Origin of the sequence: Streptomyces sp. NPDC051452 (genome assembly GCF_044454765.1) — a bacterium.
Taxonomy (GTDB): Bacteria; Actinomycetota; Actinomycetes; order Streptomycetales; family Streptomycetaceae; genus Streptomyces.
In genome coordinates, this window is the sequence record NZ_JBITEB010000013.1 from 106,846 (window position 1) to 125,624 (window position 18,779).

Genomic DNA, 18,779 nt, shown 5'->3' on the forward strand with positions numbered 1-18,779 from the left:
CAGTCAAGCATGGACAGTCGGATCAAGTTCAGGGAGGAGAACCATGGACAGCAACACCACCGCGAGCTCCCTCGTCGAGGTGCCGCGCGGTCTCGCGGGCGTCGTCGTCGCCGAGACCCGAATCGGTGACGTCCGAGGGCGGGAGGGCTTCTATCACTACCGTCAGTACGCGGCCGTCGAACTCGCCCGTACCCGCGGCTTCGAGGACGTCTGGCATCTGCTGGTACACGGTGAACTGCCGGACGCGAGGCGCGCCGCCGCTTTCGCCGCCGAGACCGCGGCCCTGCGGCGACTGCCCGGGGAGGTGCGGGCCGCGTTGCCGGCGATCGCCGCCGCGAGCCGTGTCTCCGGCCCGCTCGCCGGCCTGCGCACGGCCCTGTCGCTCCTGGGTGCGGCACGGGGACTCCGGCCGGTGTACGACATCGACGCCGACCGGCGCCGCGCCGACACCGTGACCGTCTGCGCCGCCGTGCCCACCCTGCTGACCGCGCTGTACCGGCTCGGGCAGGGCCTGGAACCCATCGAGCCGCGCGAGGATCTCTCGTACGCGGCCAACTACCTGTACATGTTGACGGGTTCCGAGCCCGACCCGCGTCGGGCACGTGCCGTCGAGCAATACCTCGTCTCAACCATTGATCATGGATTCAACGCGTCAACCTTCACCGCACGGGTCGTCGCGTCCACGGGTGCCGACGTCGCGGCCTGCCTCACCGGTGCGGTCGGCGCGCTGTCCGGACCGCTGCACGGCGGCGCGCCGAGCCGGGCCCTGGACACGCTGGACGCGATCGGCACGCCGGACCGGATCGACGGCTGGATCCGGGAGCGGGTGCTCGCCGGGGACCGGATCATGGGGTTCGGTCACGCCGTCTACCGCACCGAGGATCCCCGTTCGCGGATGCTGAGGGAGACGGCGCAGTCGTTCGGCGGCCCCCGGGTGGACTTCGCGGTGGAGGTCGAGCGCCGGGTCGAGGCGATCCTCGCCGAGCTCAAGCCCGGCCGCGAACTCCACACCAACGTCGAGTTCTACGCCGGTGTCGTCATGGAACTGTGCGGTCTGCCGAGGGAGATGTTCACCCCCACCTTCGCGGCCGCACGCGTGGTCGGCTGGAGCGCCAACATCCTGGAACAGGCCGCCGACTCGAAGATCATCCGGCCGGCGGCCCGCTATGTCGGCCCGGAACCACGGTTCTCCGTCCCCGCACCCGCCTGAGCCTCGGCGCGGCACCGCGCGGAGCCCGCCAGGATGCGGCACGGTCCGGAGCGCGGTGCCACGCCGAGCCGCTCGTGATGCCGCACGGTCCGGAGCGCGGTGCCGTGCCGGGGCGAGCACGGCGCCGCGATTCCGCCCGCTCGTATCCTGGTCGCACAGTCGATTCCCGTGTGCGCGCCGGGCCGCGAGCCGGTGCGCTTCCGTGTGAGAGAGGTGCCCGTTGGGGAACAGCCTGGGCGGCAGCCGTAGTCCGCAGCAGATCCCGGTCGTCGTGCTCGCCGGTTTCCTGGGCTCGGGAAAGACCACGCTCCTCAACCACCTGCTGCACCGCAGCGGAGGCAGCCGCATCGGGGCGATCGTCAACGACTTCGGGGCGATCGAGATCGACGCGATGGCCGTGGCCGGTGCGCTCGGGGACTCCACCGTCTCACTCGGCAACGGCTGTCTGTGCTGCGCCGTCGACACCAGCGAACTGGACGTCTACCTGGACCGGCTCGCCGCGCCCGCCGCCGGCATCGACGTGATCGTCATCGAGGCGAGCGGACTCGCCGAGCCGCAGGAGCTGGTGCGGATGGTGCTCGCCAGCGAGCAGCCCGGCATCGTCTACGGCGGGCTGATCGAGGTCGTCGACGCCGCCGAGTTCGACGACACGCGCGCGCGGCACCCCGAGATCGACCGGCACCTGGCCCTCGCCGACCTGGCTGTCGTCAACAAGCTCGACCGGGCCGACGACGCCGACCGGGACAGGATCCTGCGGCTCGTCCGCTCGCTCACCGACCGCGCCGCCGTCGTCCCCGCCACCTACGGCCGCGTCGACCCGGAGTTCCTCTTCGACTGCCGGCCGAGCGAGGAGCGGATCGGCCAGCTGTCCTTCGACGACCTGCACGACCACACGGCCGGCGACGACGCCCCCGGCCTCGACTCGCAGGACCACATCCCGCACCTGCACACCGGCTACGACAGTCTGTCCTTCACCTCCGACATGCCGATGGAGCCCCGGCGGCTCATGCGGTTCCTGGACAGCCGGCCCGAGGGCCTGTACCGGATCAAGGGATACGTTGATTTCGGTCCGCACGACACGTCCAACCGGTATGCCGTGCACGCCGTCGGCCGGTTCCTGCGCTTCTACCCGGAGCCCTGGTCCCCTGGGGAGCCCCGCCTCACCCAACTCGTGCTGATCGGCTCCGGCATCGACGCCGACACCCTCGGCAAGGAACTGGAGGCGTGCAAGACGGACGCCCCGCACGCCGACGAGCACGGCATGTGGGGCGTCCTGCGCTATGTGCGCGGCCCGGGGGAAGCGGGCCCGGGGACGGCGGCTGCCCCGGACGGCCTGACGGACCCGACCGACCTGACGGACCCGACCGACCTGGACGGGCCGACCGACCCGTACTAAGCGGCCGACCCGGACGGGCTCACCGCCCCGAACCGGCTGACCGGCACCCGGACGACCCGGAGAATCCGGTGGCCGCCCCCAGCGAGGCCGTCCCCCAGCGAGACTGCCCCCAGCGAAGGCCCCCGAGACCCCGCCCGCCCGGACGACCAGTCCAGGCAGCCGGCACCTCCCCCCTCGACCGCCTAGAACACCGGCCCAGCGACCACCGCCACCGTCTTCGGCAGGGACGTGCCCGAGCCGTCTCGGCGGGGGTCCGGCTCCGGGAGGTCGACCGGGGTGCCGTTCTTCTGTGCCGCGCGCGCGGGGACCGGGCCCGCCCAGCCCAGGGAGAGACAGTCCTCGCCCTTCAGGAACCGCTGGCAGCGCACGCCACCGGTGGCCCGGCCCTTGCGCGGATACTGGTCGAACGGGGTCAGCTTGGCCGTCGTCTGCACCGAGTCGTCCAGGGTGCCGCGTGAGCCCGCCACCGTGAACACCGCGGCGTCGGCGGCCGGGTCCACCGCGGTGAAGGAGATGACCTTCGCGCCCTCGGTGACCTTGATGCCGGCCATGCCGCCCGCCGGACGGCCCTGCGGACGGACGATCGAGGCCTGGAAACGCAACAGCTGAGCGTCGTCGGTGATGAACACCAGGTCCTCCTCGCCGGTGCGCAGCTCCACCGCGCCGACGATCCGGTCACCTTCCTTGAGGCCGATGACCTCCAACTCGCCCTTGTTGGACGGGTAGTCGGGCACCACGCGTTTGACGATGCCCTGCTCCGTGCCCAGCGCCAGGCCCGGGGAGGACTCGTCCAGAGTGGTCAGGCAGACCACCGTCTCGTCGTCCACCAGGGAGACGAACTCCGCCAGCGGCGCCCCTCCGGCGAGGTTCGCGGCCGCCGCCTCGGGCAGCTGCGGAAGGTCGACCACGTTGATCCGCAGCAGCCGGCCCGCCGAGGTGACCGCCCCGATCTCGCCGCGCGCCGTCGCGGGCACCGCCGAGACGATCACATCGTGCTTGACCCGCTTCGCGCCGGCCGCCTCCGGGAAGGGCTCGGCGGTCGCCGTGCGGGCCAGCAGACCCGTCGAGGACAGCAGCACCCGGCACGGGTCGTCGGCGACCTGCAGCGGCACGGTGGCCACCGGGGCGCCACCGGACTCCAGCAGGACCGTGCGCCGGTCGGTGCCGAACTTCTTGGCCACCGCGGCCAGTTCCGCCGAGACCAGCTTGCGCAGCTCCGCGTCCGAGTCCAGGATCCGGGTCAGTTCCTCGATCTCGGTGGTGAGCCTGTCCTGCTCCGCCTCCAGCTCGATGCGGTCGAACCTGGTGAGCCGGCGCAGCGGCGTGTCGAGGATGTACTGCGTCTGCACCTCGCTCAGCGAGAAGCGCTCCATCAGGCGCTCCTTGGCCTGCGCGGAGTTCTCGCTGGACCGGATCAGCCGGATGACCTCGTCGATGTCGACCAGGGCGGTCAGCAGGCCCTCGACCAGGTGCAGCCGGTCGCGGCGCTTGCCGCGCCGGTACTCGCTGCGACGCCGCACGACGTCGAAGCGGTGGTCGAGGTAGACCTCCAGCAGCTCCTTCAGCCCCAGGGTGAGCGGCTGACCGTCCACCAGGGCGACGTTGTTGACACCGAAGGACTCCTCCATCGGGGTCAGCTTGTACAGCTGCTCGAGGATCGCCTCGGGCACGAAGCCGTTCTTGATCTCGATGACCAGGCGCAGGCCGTGCTGGCGGTCGGTGAGGTCCTTGACGTCGGCGATGCCCTGGACCTTCTTGGCGTTGACCAGGTCCTTGATCTTCGCGATCACCTTCTCCGGACCGACCGTGAACGGCAGTTCGGTGACGACGAGGCCCTTGCGCCGGGCGGTGACCGTCTCGATCGCGACCGTGGCCCGGATCTTGAAGGTGCCGCGGCCCGTCGCGTACGCGTCGCGGATGCCGTCCAGGCCGACGATCCGGCCGCCGGTGGGCAGGTCCGGGCCGGGGACGTGCTTCATCAGCGCGTCCAGGTCGGCGTTCGGGTACTTGATCAGGTGGCGGGCGGCGGCGATGACCTCGCGCAGGTTGTGCGGCGCCATGTTCGTCGCCATGCCGACCGCGATGCCCGAGGCGCCGTTCACCAGCAGGTTCGGGAAGGCGGCGGGCAACGCCACCGGCTCCCGCTCCTGGCCGTCGTAGTTGGGTGCGAAGTCGACCGTGTCCTCGTCGATCGACTCGGTCATCAGGCTCGTCGCCTCGGCCTGCCGGCACTCGGTGTACCGCATGGCGGCCGGCGGGTCGTCGTTGCCCAGCGAACCGAAGTTGCCGTGGCCGTCGACCAGCGGCAGGCGCATGGAGAACGGCTGCGCCATGCGTACCAGGGCGTCGTAGATGGACGCGTCGCCGTGCGGGTGCAGCTTGCCCATGACCTCGCCGACGACACGCGCGCACTTCACGTACCCGCGGTCGGGGCGCAGGCCCATCTCGTTCATCTGGTAGACGATGCGGCGGTGCACCGGCTTGAGGCCGTCGCGGGCGTCCGGCAGGGCGCGCGAGTAGATGACCGAGTACGCGTACTCGAGGTAGGAGCCACGCATCTCGTCGACGACGTCGATATCGAGGATCCTCTCCTCGAACGGGTCGTCGGGCGGCGGGGTCTTCGTGCTGCGGCGGGCCATCGCTGCCGGCTCCTCCTGGTCTGGTCGCTCACCGAGGGGGCGCGCACCCCTCGGCTCGCTCTTGCTGAAGCGATTGACGGATCTGTCGCGGACCATTGTGGACCGCCCCACTGACAAGCCGGGCCGCGCCCCGGTCTCCGCGGGCCCGCCCGGCGCCCGGAGGACGTCCCCGGACGGGTCGGACGCAGGCTACGCGATCCGCTGTGGGCGTACGTCCCGCGGGAACTTCGCCGAGGCCCCGCACGCTTTGCATACAGTGGCAGGAACGGCAGGAAAAGCGCGGTTTCGACGACCGCCTCCGCTCGCGAAGGGACGTACATGCCCATGGGTCACACGACCACAGCCGAGGCAGGCTCCGGGGGCCTGAAAGCGACCGAGCACCGGCTGGCCAACGGTCTGCGCGTGGTGCTCTCCGAGGACCACCTGACCCCGGTGGCGGCGGTCTGCCTCTGGTACGACGTCGGCTCCCGCCACGAGGTCGAGGGGCGTACGGGTCTGGCTCACCTCTTCGAGCACCTGATGTTCCAGGGGTCCGGCCAGGTCAAGGGCAACGGTCACTTCGAGCTGGTGCAGGGGGCGGGCGGCTCGCTCAACGGCACCACCAGCTTCGAGCGGACCAACTACTTCGAGACCATGCCGGCCCACCAGCTCGAACTGGCCCTCTGGCTGGAGGCCGACCGCATGGGCTCGCTGCTGGCCGCCCTGGACGAGGAGTCCATGGAGAACCAGCGGGACGTCGTCAAGAACGAGCGCCGCCAGCGCTACGACAACGTGCCCTACGGCACCGCCTTCGAGAAGCTGACCGCCCTCTCCTACCCGGAGGGCCACCCCTACCACCACACGCCGATCGGCTCGATGGCGGACCTGGACGCGGCCACCCTGGAGGACGCGCGCCAGTTCTTCCGCACCTACTACGCGCCGAACAACGCGGTGCTCTCCGTGGTCGGCGACATCGACCCCGAGCAGACCCTGGCCTGGGTGGAGAAGTACTTCGGCTCGATCGCCTCCCACGACGGCAAGCCCGAGCCGCGCGACGGCTCCCTGCCCGAGGTCATCGGCGAGCAGCTGCGCGAGGTCGTCGTGGAGGAGGTCCCGGCGCGCGCCCTGATGGCCGCCTACCGGCTGCCGCAGGACGGCACGCGCGAGGCGGACGCGGCCGACCTCGCCCTGACCGTCCTCGGCGGCGGCGAGTCCTCCCGCCTGTACAACCGGCTGGTGCGGCGCGACCGTACCGCCGTCGCGGCCGGTTTCGGTCTGCTGCGGCTGGCCGGCGCGCCCTCGATGGGCTGGCTGGACGTGAAGACCTCCGGTGACGTCGAGGTACCGGTCATCGAGGCCGCCATCGACGAGGAGCTGGCCCGGTTCGCCGAGGAGGGCCCGACGCCCGAGGAGATGGAGCGAGCCCAGGCGCAGTTGGAGCGCGAGTGGCTCGACCGGCTCGGCACGGTCGCCGGCCGAGCCGACGAACTGTGCCGCTACGCCGTCCTGTTCGGCGACCCGCAGCTCGCCCTCACCGCCGTGAAGCGGGTTCTGGACGTCACCCCCGAGGAGGTGCGGGAGGTCGCCGCGGCCCGTCTGCGGCCCGACAACCGCGCGGTCCTCGTCTACGAGCCGAAGTCCCCGGAGGCCGTCGAGGACGCCGAGGTGCCGCAGGACCCCGAGCGCGAGGCGACCGTGGAGGCCGGCAACGAGAGGACGGCCGCGCGGGCCGGCACCGAGGGTGCCACCGCACAGGCCGGTAACGAGAACGAGGAGACGGCCAAGTGACCGAGCTCGCCACCATGGACTTCCACCCCCGGCCGCAGCCGGGCGACGCCAGGCCGTGGGGCTTCCCCGCCCCCGAGCGCGCCACCCTCGACAACGGTCTGACGGTGCTGCGCTGCCACCGCCCCGGCCAGCAGGTCGTCGCCGTCGAGGTGCTGCTCGACGCACCCCTGGAGGCCGAGCCGACCGGCCTGGACGGCGTCGCCACGATCATGGCGCGGGCCTTCTCCGAGGGCACCGACAAGCACTCGGCCGAGGAGTTCGCCGCCGAACTGGAGCGCGCGGGCGCCACGCTGGACGCGCACGCCGACCACCCCGGTGTCCGCATCAGCCTGGAGGTCCCGGCCTCCCGTCTGGCCAAGGGCCTCGGTCTGCTCGCCGACGCCCTGCGCGCCCCGGCCTTTTCCGAGAGCGAGGTCGAGCGGCTGGTCCGCAACCGGCTGGACGAGATCCCGCACGAGCTGGCCAGCCCCGCCCGCCGGGCCGCCAAGGAGCTCTCCAGGGAGCTGTTCCCGGCCACCTCGCGCATGTCCCGCCCGCGCCAGGGCACCGAGGAGACGGTCGAGAAGATCGACGCCGGCTCCGTACGCGCGTTCTACGACCGCCATGTGCGCCCCGCCACGGCCACCGCGGTCGTCGTCGGCGACCTGACCGGTATCGACCTGGACGCGCTGCTGGGCGAGACCCTGGGCGCCTGGACCGGCACGCCGGGCGAGCCCCGGCCGGTGCCGCCGGTGACCGCCGACGACACCGGGCGCGTGGTCATCGTCGACCGGCCCGGCGCGGTCCAGACGCAGCTGCTCATCGGCCGCGTCGGCCCGGACCGGCACGACCGCGTCTGGCCGGCCCAGGTGCTCGGCACCTACTGCCTGGGCGGCACGCTCACCTCCCGCCTGGACCGCGTCCTGCGCGAGGAGAAGGGCTACACCTACGGTGTGCGCTCCTTCGGGCAGGTCCTCAGGTCCGCCCCGGATGGCACCGGCGCCTCGATGCTCGCCATCAGCGGCTCGGTGGACACCCCCAACACCGGCCCGGCGCTGGACGACCTGTGGAAGGTGCTGCGCACCCTCGCGGCGCAGGGTCTGACCGACGCCGAGCGTGACGTGGCCGTGCAGAACCTGGTCGGGGTGGCGCCGCTGAAGTACGAGACCGCGGCGGCCGTCGCGAGCACCCTGGCCGACCAGGTCGAGCAGCACCTGCCCGACGACTTCCAGGCGACGCTGTACCGGCAGCTGGCCGCGACGGGCACGGTGGAGGCCACCGCTGCCGTCGTCAACGCCTTCCCGGTGGACCGGCTGGTGACCGTCCTCGTCGGGGACGCCGCGCAGATCAAGGCGCCGGTCGAGGCGCTGGGCATCGGCGAAGTCACCGTCGTCGCCGCGGAGTAGCGCCACGCGCGCGTGGGGCCCTGACGACCTACGGGCCGTCAGGGCCCCACGTTGTCCCACTCACCCTCCCAGATGCCCGATTTGGGGCGGAGGTTGCCTGTCTGGCCTGTGGGATGCGCTACAAATACCCGGATCCGTTTGAGGATCGGAAGCGCGCCTACGTACCTTCATCCGGACTGTTCGTCAGGCAGTGCGCCGCGCCCGCGGCACCGGACAGTCATCGCCGAGTCCCCGTACGGCGCGAGCCAGGGGAGCCGGGGACCCATCGTCCCTGGGGTGAATCGGGCGCCCGCGCGTGAGCGAGGGGGCCCGTAGGAGACCTTCCTGCTCCGAACCCGTCAGCTAACCCGGTAGGCGAGAGGGAAGGAAAGGACCAGCCACTTCATGGCGTTCATGTGCGCCACCGGGAAGCACCGCAAGCCCGGCCGGGTCAAGCGCACCACCGCTCAGGCGGCCGGTATCGCGGCCCTCACCACCACCGGTGTCATCGGCACCCTCGCCGCGTCCCCGGCACTCGCCGCCGAGAACCCCGTGGAGCAGACCGGCCTGACGCCCGTGCTCACCGTGAGCGACGGCGTGGCCGAGCAGATCGACGCACAGGCGACGGCCCAGCAGCAGGCCGCCGAACAGCAGGCGGCCGAGCAGGCCGCGGCGAAGGCGGCCGCCGAGAAGGCGAAGCTGGAGCGCCAGGCCAAGGAACGCGCGGCCCGCGAGGCGGAGCGCAAGCGGCTGAACGCCTTCGTCGCCCCGATCGCGCACTCCTACGTCTCCACGGGCTACAAGGCGAGCAGCTCCCTGTGGTCCTCCGGCTCGCACACCGGCATCGACTTCCACGCGGCCAGCGGCACGACCGTCCACGCGGTCGGTTCCGGCACCGTGGTCTCCACCGGCTGGGGTGGCGCGTACGGCAACGAGATCGTGATCCGGATGGCCGACGGCATGTACACCCAGTACGGCCACCTGTCGTCCATCGGTGTCACCGTCGGCCAGAAGGTCATGCCGGGCCAGCAGATCGGCCTGTCCGGCGCGACCGGCAACACCACCGGCCCGCACCTCCACTTCGAGGCCCGGACGGGCCCCGACTACGGCTCCGACGTCGACCCCGTCGCCTACCTCCGCAATCACGGAGTGAACGTCTGACGCCCACGCCTACGCCCACGCGCGCGTGGGCCCGAGCACCGCACCCGAAAGCCCCGGTCCACCGAACCGGGGCTTTCGCCGTTTTCGGAAGATCGCCGCCAGGGCTGCCCTGAAGGCCGCCACCCGGTCCGCCGCCATGGTCGCGGCCGTCAGTCATGGCCACCGTCTCCACCGCCCCGCGTCCAAAAAATAAGCATGGATCAGGAACTGCCATCGGAAATTCCGGTCTCTTGGAATAGAGTCACGAGAACATACGTCCATCGTCGGCGTTTCACGGGGATTAAGACGGAGGTCGGTCATGCGTATTCCGGCGCACTCGGTGTGCACGGCGATCCGGGACGACATCGTCGCCGGCGTCCACGAACGCGGCAGCCGCCTCACCGAGGAAGTACTGGCCCGCCGCTACGGCGTCTCGCGCGTCCCCGTCCGCGAGGCGCTGCGCACCCTGGAGGCGGAGGGCTTCGTGGTGACCCGCCGGCACGCGGGCGCCTGCGTGGCCGAGCCCACCGAGCACGAGGCCGCCGACCTGCTGGAGATGCGCGCGCTGCTGGAGCCGCTGGGGGCCGCCCGAGCCGCGCAGCGGCGCACGGAGGCCCACCTCAAGGTGTTGCGCGGCCTGGTCCGACTCGGCCAGGAGCGGGCCCGCGGAGGCAGTGGCGAGGATCTGCGTTCACTGGGCGGCTGGTTCCACGAGACGCTCGCCCAGGCCTCCGGCAGCCCGCCACTGGCCTCGACGCTCACCCAGCTGCGCCACAAGATCGCCTGGATGTACGCGGTGGACGCGCCGCCGAGCCCGCGGGAGTCCTGGGCGGAGCACGGCGCGATCGTCGACGCGGTGGCGCGCGGCGACGGTGAGCGCGCGCGGGCGGTCACGGCGCTGCACGCCGAGCGCGTCACCGCCGTGCACCGTCTTCGCTTTTCCGGCACCGCGGAGCGTGTGAGGACTTCGCAACATGCCGTAAACATGTCGGGTCCTCGGAATTAACGCGAGTGCTGTATACAAAAGGAGGGGGGAATCGGGGGCGGAAATGAATTGCCGCCGCCATTGCCGCTGCCGCCACCACTTCCGCCGTCGCTGCCATCGCTGTCGCCGCGCCCGAAATTCGAGCGGGCCGGAATTCGGCGCGTGGGCGACCGTGAATCGAGCGGAGTACGCGCCCGTACGGCGAAGCCGCGCCGCCCCGGAAGGGGCGACGCGGCTCCATCGTGCGCGCGGGTGGCTCAGACGGTCTCGGGCAGCTCTTCCAGGCCCTCGGCGACCAGCTTGGCCAGCCGGTCCAGCGCGGCGTCCGCGCCGTCGGCGTCGGAGGCGAGGACGATCTCCTCGCCACCCTGGGCGCCCAGGCCCAGGACGGCCAGCATGGAGGCCGCGTTGACCGGGTCGCCCCCGGCCTTGGCGATCGTGACCGGGACGCCTGCGGCCGTGGCGGCTCGGACGAAGATGGAGGCGGGACGGGCGTGGAGGCCCTCGGCCCAGCCGACGTTGACGCGGCGCTCAGCCATGTGTTGCTGCCCTTCGGTGTTCAGGGTTGTCTAGACCAGTTTCCCATAGTGTGAAGCATGCCCGGAGCGGGTCGTCGCCCCTCCCGGCAAGGTGCCGGACCGCGGCCTCGGTCCGGCATCCGTCCTTCATACACTGCCTCGCGCTGCTGTCGTACGCGAGCCGTACTCTGGGGCCCATGCAGACCTCGGCGGACCGGCAGGACCGGCAGGACGGGCACGAGTACCCCGCCCACTGGGAGGCGGACGTGGTGCTGCGCGACGGCGGCACCGCGCGTATCCGGCCCATCACCGTCGACGACGCGGACCGCCTGGTCAGCTTCTACGAGCAGGTGTCGGACGAGTCGAAGTACTACCGCTTCTTCGCGCCCTACCCCCGGCTCTCCGCCAAGGACGTCCGCCGCTTCACCCATCACGACTTCGTGGACCGGGTGGGGCTCGCGGCCACCATCGGCGGCGAGTTCATCGCCACCGTACGCTACGACCGCATCGGCGCCGACGGCATGCCCGCCTCCGCGCCGGCCGACGAGGCCGAGGTCGCCTTCCTGGTGCAGGACGCCCACCAAGGCCGCGGGGTCGCCTCGGCGCTGCTGGAGCACATCGCGGCCGTCGCCCGCGAGCGCGGCATCCGTCGCTTCGCCGCCGAGGTGCTCCCCGCCAACAGCAAGATGATCAAGGTGTTCACGGACGCGGGCTACACCCAGAAGCGCAGCTTCGAGGACGGTGTCGTACGCCTGGGGTTCGACCTCGAACCCACCGACCGCTCCCTCGCCGTGCAGCGCGCGCGGGAGCAGCGCGCCGAGGCCCGTTCCGTACGGCGGCTGCTGGTGCCCGGCTCCGTGGCGGTCGTCGGCGTCGGCCGCGCCCCCGGCGGGGTGGGCCGCAGCATCCTCGGCAACATCCGGGACGCCGGCTACCCCGGCCGTCTGCACGCCGTGAACACCTCCTTCCCCGAGGACCTCCGTGACGTCGACGGGGTCCCGGCGTACCGCTCGGTGCGGGACATCGGGGGACAGGTGGACCTCGCCGTGGTCGCCGTACCCGCCGAGCACGTGCCCGCGGTGGTCGCCGAGTGCGCCGAACACGGCGTGCAGGGGCTCGTCGTCCTCTCCGCCGGATACGCCGAGAGCGGCCCCGAAGGGCGCGAACGCCAGCGGGCCCTCGTCCGGCAGGCGCGCGCGTACGGCATGCGGATCATCGGACCCAACGCCTTCGGGATCATCAACACCGCCCCTGACGTCCGGCTCAACGCCTCCCTGGCACCGGAGCTGCCCCGTCCCGGCCGCATCGGGCTGTTCGCCCAGTCCGGCGCCATCGGCATCGCCCTGCTCTCCCGGCTGCACCGGCGCGGGGGAGGGGTCACCGGTGTGACCGGCGTGTCCACCTTCGTCTCCGCCGGCAACCGCGCCGACGTCTCCGGCAACGACGTCCTGCAGTACTGGTACGACGACCCCGAGACCGACGTCGTCCTCATGTACCTGGAGTCCATCGGCAACCCCCGCAAGTTCACCCGGCTCGCCCGGCGGACCGCGGCGGCCAAGCCGCTGGTCGTGGTGCAGGGGACGGGAGCCGCGCCGCAGGGACACGCGGTACGCGCCACCCGGCTGCCGCACGCGACCGTCTCCGCCCTGCTCCGGCAGGCCGGGGTGATCCGCGTCGACACGATCACCGAGCTGGTCGACGCGGGTCTGCTGCTCGCCCGGCAGCCCCTGCCCGCCGGGCCGCGCGTGGCGATCCTCGGTAATTCCGAGTCCCTCGGCGTGCTGACCTACGACCGCTGCCTCGCCGAAGGACTGCGTCCCGCGCGCCCGCTGGACCTGACGACCGGGGCGACGGCCGAGGACTTCCACCGGGCGCTGTCCGCCGCCCTGGCGGACGACCGGTGCGACTGTGTCGTCGTCACCGCCATCCCCGCCATCGGCGAGGGCTCCCCGGGGGACGCGGAGCTGGCCGAGGCGCTGCGCTCGGCGGCGTCCGCGGTACCGGGCAAGCCGGTGCTGGTGGTGCACGTCGAACTCGGAGGGCTCGCGGAGGCCCTCTCGGCCGCCGCGAGCACCGCGCCCCAGGCGCAGTCCCCTGCCAAGCCCCCGGCCGCCGCGAGCACCGCACCTCGGGCCGGCGAGCGGACCCAGACCGCCGCGAGCGGGACCCACCCCGTCCGTCCCGCGGAACGTCCGTCCACCGGGGGGCCCGCCCCGGCGGCTCCGGCCCCCGAGGGCACCCACCTCATCCCCGCCTACCCCGCCGCCGAACGCGCCGTGCGGGCCCTCGCCGAAGCGGTCAGGTACGGGCAGTGGCGGCGGGAGGCCGGCGACCCCGGCAAGGTGCCCGAGTACGACGACATCGACGAGAAGGGCGCCGCACGGCTGATCGGCGGCCTGCTCGCGCGCGGGGAGGGACTCACCGTCCCCGACGCCGAGACCTGCGAACTGCTCGCGAAATACGGCATCCCCGTGCGCCGGGCCCTCGCCGCGCCCACCCCCGACGCCGCCGCCGAGGCCGCCCGCACCCTCGGCTACCCGGCCGCCCTCAAGGCGACCGCACCGCACCTCAGGCACCGCGCAGACCTCGGCGGCGTACGCCTGGACCTCACGAACGAGGAGCAACTGCGCCGCGCCTACGCCGAGTTGACCGAGCTTTTCGGCAGTCCCGAGGAGCTGCGGCCGGTGGTGCAGGCCATGGCGCCCCGAGGCGTCGACACCGTCGTACGCGCGGTGATCGACCCGGCGGCCGGCGCCGTGCTGTCCTTCGGGCTGGCCGGTGCCGCCTCACAGCTGCTCGGCGACACCGCCCACCGGCTGGTCCCCGTCACCGACCGGGAGGCGACCTCGCTGGTGCGTTCGATCCGCACGGCACCGCTGTTGTTCGGCTGGCGCGGCTCCACACCCGTGGACACCCCCGCGCTGGAGGAACTGCTGCTGCGCGTCTCCCGGCTCGTGGACGACCACCCGGAGGTGGGCGCGGTCACCCTGGAACCGGTCGTGGTCGCCCCGCACGGAGTGAGCGTCCTCGGTGCCACCGTACGGCTCGCGCCGCCCCCCGCGCGCGACGACCTCGGCCCGCGCACGCTGCCGGCCTACTGACCCGGCCGGCCGACCGACCCCCCGCCCTGGTGCCGCCGAGCCACCGGCCCGGGCTCCGGTGACTGGCCCGGACCGCCCTTGCCCACGGATTAGGATGGACGCCATGGCCAAGACCAGTACGACGACCCAGGGGCTGCGCGCGGCGATCGAGCGCAGCGGCTACTACCCGGCCCTCGTGGCCGAGGCGGTGGAGGCCGCCGTGGGCGGCGAGCCCGTCCGGTCGTACCTGGTCCACCAGGAGACGACGTTCGACCAGAACGAGGTCCGCCGGCATGTCACCGTGCTGGTCCTCACCGGCAACCGTTTCATCGTCAGCCACACCGACGAGCAGGCCGCCGACAGCACCTCCCCGACGCCGTACGCCACCACCTCCACCGAGTCGGTGAAGATCGGCCGGATCTCCTCGGTCGTGGTCAGCCGCGTGGTCGCGAACCCCGAGCAGTACAAGCCGGGCACGCTGCCCCGCGAGGTCGTCCTGACCATCGGCTGGGGCGCGGTCAGCCGCATCGACCTGGAGCCCGCCGCCTGCGGCGACCCCAACTGCGACGCCGACCACGGCTACACGGGCAGTTCCACGGCGGACGACCTCAGCCTGCGCGTCAGCGAGGCCGGGGACGGCCCGGAGACGGTGCGCCAGGCGCTCGTCTTCGCGCAGGCCATCTCCGAGGCGACCGCGGACCTCACGCGCTGATGTCTCAGCTCTCCGCCTGGGACCACCCGGAACCGCTCGCCCTGGCCTCCGCGCCGCTCCCCGAGTACGGCAGCGGCTCGCTCGCCGACCTGCTGCCCACCCTGGCCGCCAACATGGGCGTCCCCGGCCTGACCGCCACGATCGGGGAACTGGCCCCGGCCGACCGAGTCTGCGTCTTCCTGGTCGACGGGCTCGGCTGGGAGCAGGTGCGGGCACACCGCGACGAGGCGCCCTTCCTGCACTCGCTGCTCGGCAGCTCCCGGGGCGGCACCGGCCGCCCGCTCACCGCCGGCTACCCGGCCACCACCGCCACCTCCCTGGCCTCCGTCGGCACCGGCCTGCCGCCCGGCGCGCACGGCCTGCCCGGCTACACCGTGCGCAACCCGGCCACCGGCGAGCTGATGAACCAGCTCCGCTGGCAGCCCTGGACCCCGCCGCGCCCCTGGCAGCCGTACCCCACGGTCTTCCAGCTGGCCCACGACGCCGGAGTGCACGCCGCACAGGTGTCGTCGCCCACATTCGCCCAGACCCCGCTCACCAAGGTCGCGCTCAGCGGCGGCACCTTCCACGGCCGGCTCAGCGCCGAGGAGCGCATGGACCTGGCGGCCGCCCAACTGGCCGCCGCCGACCGCGCGCTGGTGTACACGTACTACGCCGAACTGGACGGCGCCGGGCACCGCTACGGCGTCGCCTCCGACACCTGGCGCGGCCAGCTGATGTACGTCGACCGGCTCGCCCAGCGCCTCGCCGAGCAGCTGCCGCCGCGCAGCGCGCTCTACGTCACCGCCGACCACGGCATGGTCGACATCCCGTTCGACGAGGAGCACCGCATCGACTTCGACGCGGACTGGGAGCTGCGCGCCGGGGTCGCCCTGCTGGGCGGCGAGGGGCGCGCGCGGCACGTGTACGCGGTGCCGGGCGCCGAGAACGACGTGCTGACCGTCTGGCGCGAGGTGCTCGGCGAGCAGTTCTGGATCGCCTCGCGGGACGAGGCGATCGCGGCCGGCTGGTTCGGGCCGAGTGTCGACGAGCGCGTGTACGCCCGCCTCGGGGATGTGATCGCGGCCGCCCACGACGACGTCCTGATCACCGCGTCCGAGCGGGAGCCCAAGGAGTCGGCGCTGGTCGGCAACCACGGTTCGATGACCCCGGCCGAGCAGCTGGTACCGCTGCTCGAAGTACGCTCCTGAACCTCCCCCCTCCCCTCCCCGCGACTCACCGAAAGGTGCTCAACTCCTCATGCCCGAGCTGGTGTTCTTCTCCGGAACGATGGACTGCGGGAAGTCGACGCTGGCTCTGCAGATCGAGCACAACCGCTCCGCGCGCGGACTGGTCGGCATGATCTTCACCCGCAACGACCGCGCCGGGGAGGGCAAGCTGTCCTCCCGGCTCGGCCTGGTCACCGACGCGGTGGAGGTCGCGGACGGCCAGGACCTGTACGCCTACCTGGTGGACCACCTCTCGCAGGGCCGCCGGGCCGACTATGTGATCGCGGACGAGGCGCAGTTCCTCGCGCCGGGGCAGATCGACCAGCTGGCGCGCGTGGTGGACGATCTCGGCCTCGACGTGTACGCCTTCGGGATCACCACGGACTTCCGCTCCAAGCTGTTCCCCGGCTCGCAGCGACTGGTGGAGCTGGCCGACCGCATCGAGGTGCTGCAGGTCGAGGCGCTGTGCTGGTGCGGCGCCCGGGCCACGCACAACGCCCGTACGATCGACGGCGAGATGGTGGTCGAGGGCGCCCAGGTGGTCGTAGGGGACGTCGACCACTCCGCGGGCGAGGTCGGCTACGAGGTGCTGTGCCGCCGTCACCACCGGCGTCTGATGACCGCCGCGACGGCCCGCGCGGCGGCCCTGTCCCCGGACGTCCTTCCGGTGTCACCGGCCTGAACACCCGGCCGGAGAGCCACACCCACCGGATACTTCCGCTTCGGACCCTCAGTGCGGGTCCTGGACCACCGAGAACTCGGCCCCCTCCGGGTCCGCCACCGTCGCCACCCGCCCGAGCGGGCTGTCGTGGGCCGGCCTGAGCACCCGGCCGCCGAGCTCCGCGACCAGCCGCAGCGCCGCGTCGGTGTCGGCGACCTCGAAATACGTCTGCCAGTGCGAGCCCCGGTCCCTCGGCAGCGCGTTGCCGACACCGTGCAGACCGGCCACCGGACGGCCGTCGAGACGCAGCGTCACGTAGTCGAAGCCGGCGTCCACCACCGGATCCTGCTCGTAACCGAACACGGTGGCGTAGAACTTGGCGACGCTCTCCGTCTCCACGGTGAGCAGTTCGTTCCAGGCGGGTGTGCCGGGCACACCGGTGATGGCCGTGCCGAGGTGGGCGGCGCCCTGCCAGATCCCGAACACCGCCCCGGCGGGGTCCGAGACGATGGCCAGCCGGCCGGCCTCGGCGGCGTCGATCGGGCCGACCGCCACCGTGCCGCCGCACAGCCGTACCGCGTCGGCCGTCCCGTCCACGTCCTCCGTCGCCAGGTACGGCGTCCAGGCGATCGGCAGTCGGCGGTCCGGCGGCAGCTGGCCCATCCCGGCCACCTCCCGCCCGTCGAGCAGCGCCCGCACATAGGGGCCGAGCTGCTGCGGACCCGGCTGGAACTCCCAGCCGAACAGCTCGGCGTAGAACTCCTCGGTGGCGGCCAGTTCGTGCGCCATCAGGCTCACCCAGCAGGGTCCGCCGAGCGCGCGCCGCGCGTACGGACCGGCCGACTCCCGTGCCTCGGTCATCGATCACTCTCTCCCCGGCCCCTCACGGTGGCCGTGTCGCTTCCGCTCTCCGGAAGGGTGTCCACGCCGACCGCGTGTACGCCCGTGCCCGTGTCCGCATCCTCCACGGAGCCCGGCCGCCCTGCCGCGCCGCGGCCCGGCGGTGTCTTCCGGAAGAATGCCTGAAATGACGTCGTTCGCCGCTTCCTCGCCATGGCCGGCGGGTGTCCGTCGGCTGTACAGCACGTGCCCGATCCCCTACGCCTCGTGATCGAGCCTGTCCGGCCGAGCAGAGTAGCCGGACCTGGACGCGGCGGCCACCCCTGGCGTATGGATGGACGCCATGAGAGCCATCATCACCGCGACCGAACTCGCACAAGAGCTGACCGGCGCCCACCCGCCCGTGCTGCTGGACGTCCGCTGGCAGCTGAGCGTGGCGAAGGCGGCGGGCGCGCCGGCCTTCGACGGCCGGGCCGAACACGCGGCCGGGCACATCCCGGGCGCGGCCTTCGTCGACCTGGACCGCGAACTGGCCGCCGCGCCCGGGCCGAACGGCCGTCACCCCCTGCCGGACCTCGCGGAGTTCGGCGCCGCGATGCGCCGCGCGGGCGTCTCGGCGGCCCGGCCCGTCGTCGTGTACGACGGCGGGCAGGGATGGGCGGCCGCGCGCGCGTGGTGGCTGCTGCGCTGGACGGGTCACCCGGACGTGCGGGTGCTCGACGGCGGGTTGCCGTCCTGGGAGGGCGAGCTGTCCACGGGGGAGAGCGCCCCGGCCGAGGGCGACTTCGTCCCGGCGCCGGCCGCCGCCGGGCTGCTGGACGCGGACGGCGCAGCGGCGCTCGCGGGTACGGGCGTACTGCTGGACGCGCGCGCGGGGGAGCGGTACCGCGGTGAGGTGGAGCCGATCGACCGGGTCGGCGGGCACATCCCGGGCGCGCTCTCGGCGCCGACGACGGAGAACGTGGGCCCGGACGGACGGTTCCTGCCCGCAGCCGAACTCGCCGACCGTTTCAAGGCCTTGGGGATCTCCGCGGACACCGAGGTCGGTGTGTACTGCGGTTCCGGCGTCTCCGCTGCCCACGAGGTGCTCGCGCTGGCCGTGGCGGGCATTCCGGCGGCACTGTACGTCGGCTCCTGGTCCGAGTGGTCCTCGGACCCGTCCCGCCCGGTGGCGGTGGGCGCGGACCCGCGCTAGCGGCAGCCGTCCGGCGGGCCCGCTTCGGCAACGGTCGCGGGGGTGGGGGGCACGCGCGCGTGCC

General features: G+C 72.7%; 14 protein-coding genes and 1 riboswitch. Of the genes, 11 read left to right on the forward strand and 3 right to left on the reverse strand.

From position 1 onward, the window contains the following. Positions 1-43: 43 nt before the first annotated feature. Both ACIBA9_RS27080 and ACIBA9_RS27085 read left to right on the forward strand, forming a co-directional pair. On the forward strand, positions 44-1,210 hold the full coding sequence (locus tag ACIBA9_RS27080; RefSeq protein WP_399366916.1) for a citrate synthase: 1,167 nt from the start codon (positions 44-46) through the stop codon (positions 1,208-1,210). Between the two features lie 220 nt (positions 1,211-1,430). Further along, a complete protein-coding gene (locus ACIBA9_RS27085; protein ID WP_399366917.1) occupies positions 1,431-2,606 on the forward strand; it encodes a CobW family GTP-binding protein in 1,176 nt (391 codons plus the stop codon). A 182-nt stretch (positions 2,607-2,788) separates the two neighbouring features. Here ACIBA9_RS27085 and ACIBA9_RS27090 read toward each other — a convergent pair whose 3' ends face one another. Then, complete coding sequence (locus tag ACIBA9_RS27090) at positions 2,789-5,245, reverse strand: DNA topoisomerase IV subunit A (protein ID WP_362157723.1); 2,457 nt, start codon at positions 5,243-5,245, stop codon at positions 2,789-2,791. Positions 5,246-5,563: 318 nt separating this feature from the next. On the opposite strand from ACIBA9_RS27090, the gene ACIBA9_RS27095 reads away from it, so the two are divergent. From ACIBA9_RS27095 to ACIBA9_RS27110, 4 genes are all read left to right on the forward strand, one after another. Next, entirely contained in the window at positions 5,564-7,012 is a 1,449-nt protein-coding gene (locus tag ACIBA9_RS27095) for a M16 family metallopeptidase (protein WP_399366918.1), read from the forward strand. After that, a complete protein-coding gene (locus tag ACIBA9_RS27100) occupies positions 7,009-8,397 on the forward strand; it encodes a M16 family metallopeptidase (protein WP_393899135.1) in 1,389 nt (462 codons plus the stop codon). The genes ACIBA9_RS27095 and ACIBA9_RS27100 overlap by 4 nt, the downstream gene beginning before the upstream one ends. Before the next feature lie 211 nt (positions 8,398-8,608). After that, positions 8,609-8,769: riboswitch (cyclic di-AMP (ydaO/yuaA leader) on the forward strand. A 12-nt stretch (positions 8,770-8,781) separates the two neighbouring features. Then, complete coding sequence (locus ACIBA9_RS27105; protein WP_362157732.1) at positions 8,782-9,537, forward strand: M23 family metallopeptidase; 756 nt, start codon at positions 8,782-8,784, stop codon at positions 9,535-9,537. Positions 9,538-9,835: 298 nt separating this feature from the next. Next, the gene (locus ACIBA9_RS27110; RefSeq protein ID WP_399366919.1) at positions 9,836-10,522 is read left to right on the forward strand and encodes a GntR family transcriptional regulator; all 687 of its coding nucleotides are present in this window, start codon (positions 9,836-9,838) and stop codon (positions 10,520-10,522) included. A 236-nt stretch (positions 10,523-10,758) separates the two neighbouring features. Here ACIBA9_RS27110 and ACIBA9_RS27115 read toward each other — a convergent pair whose 3' ends face one another. Then, positions 10,759-11,040, reverse strand: coding sequence for an HPr family phosphocarrier protein (locus ACIBA9_RS27115; protein ID WP_164339252.1), 282 nt, complete (start codon positions 11,038-11,040; stop codon positions 10,759-10,761). Between the two features lie 176 nt (positions 11,041-11,216). Here ACIBA9_RS27115 and ACIBA9_RS27120 point away from each other — a divergent pair, with 176 nt between their 5' ends. From ACIBA9_RS27120 to ACIBA9_RS27135, 4 genes are all read left to right on the forward strand, one after another. Next, positions 11,217-14,120 carry a GNAT family N-acetyltransferase gene (locus ACIBA9_RS27120; protein ID WP_399366920.1) on the forward strand — a complete coding sequence of 968 codons (2,904 nt, stop codon included), beginning with the start codon at positions 11,217-11,219 and terminating at the stop codon, positions 14,118-14,120. A gap of 103 nt (positions 14,121-14,223) precedes the next feature. After that, positions 14,224-14,811: a DUF5998 family protein gene (locus ACIBA9_RS27125; protein WP_399366921.1), complete on the forward strand. Its 588-nt coding sequence runs from the start codon at positions 14,224-14,226 to the stop codon at positions 14,809-14,811. Beyond that, on the forward strand, positions 14,811-16,001 hold the full coding sequence (locus ACIBA9_RS27130; protein WP_399366922.1) for an alkaline phosphatase family protein: 1,191 nt from the start codon (positions 14,811-14,813) through the stop codon (positions 15,999-16,001). Before ACIBA9_RS27125 ends, ACIBA9_RS27130 begins: the two co-directional genes overlap by 1 nt. 49 nt (positions 16,002-16,050) lie before the next feature. Then, positions 16,051-16,701, forward strand: a complete 651-nt coding sequence (locus tag ACIBA9_RS27135) for a thymidine kinase (protein ID WP_399366923.1) — start codon at positions 16,051-16,053, stop codon at positions 16,699-16,701. Positions 16,702-16,749: 48 nt separating this feature from the next. Here ACIBA9_RS27135 and ACIBA9_RS27140 read toward each other — a convergent pair whose 3' ends face one another. Further along, entirely contained in the window at positions 16,750-17,541 is a 792-nt protein-coding gene (locus ACIBA9_RS27140; protein WP_399366924.1) for a VOC family protein, read from the reverse strand. 322 nt (positions 17,542-17,863) lie between these two features. Between ACIBA9_RS27140 and ACIBA9_RS27145 the strand changes: the two genes are divergently transcribed. Next, a complete protein-coding gene (locus ACIBA9_RS27145; protein ID WP_399366925.1) occupies positions 17,864-18,715 on the forward strand; it encodes a sulfurtransferase in 852 nt (283 codons plus the stop codon). Positions 18,716-18,779: the final 64 nt, after the last annotated feature.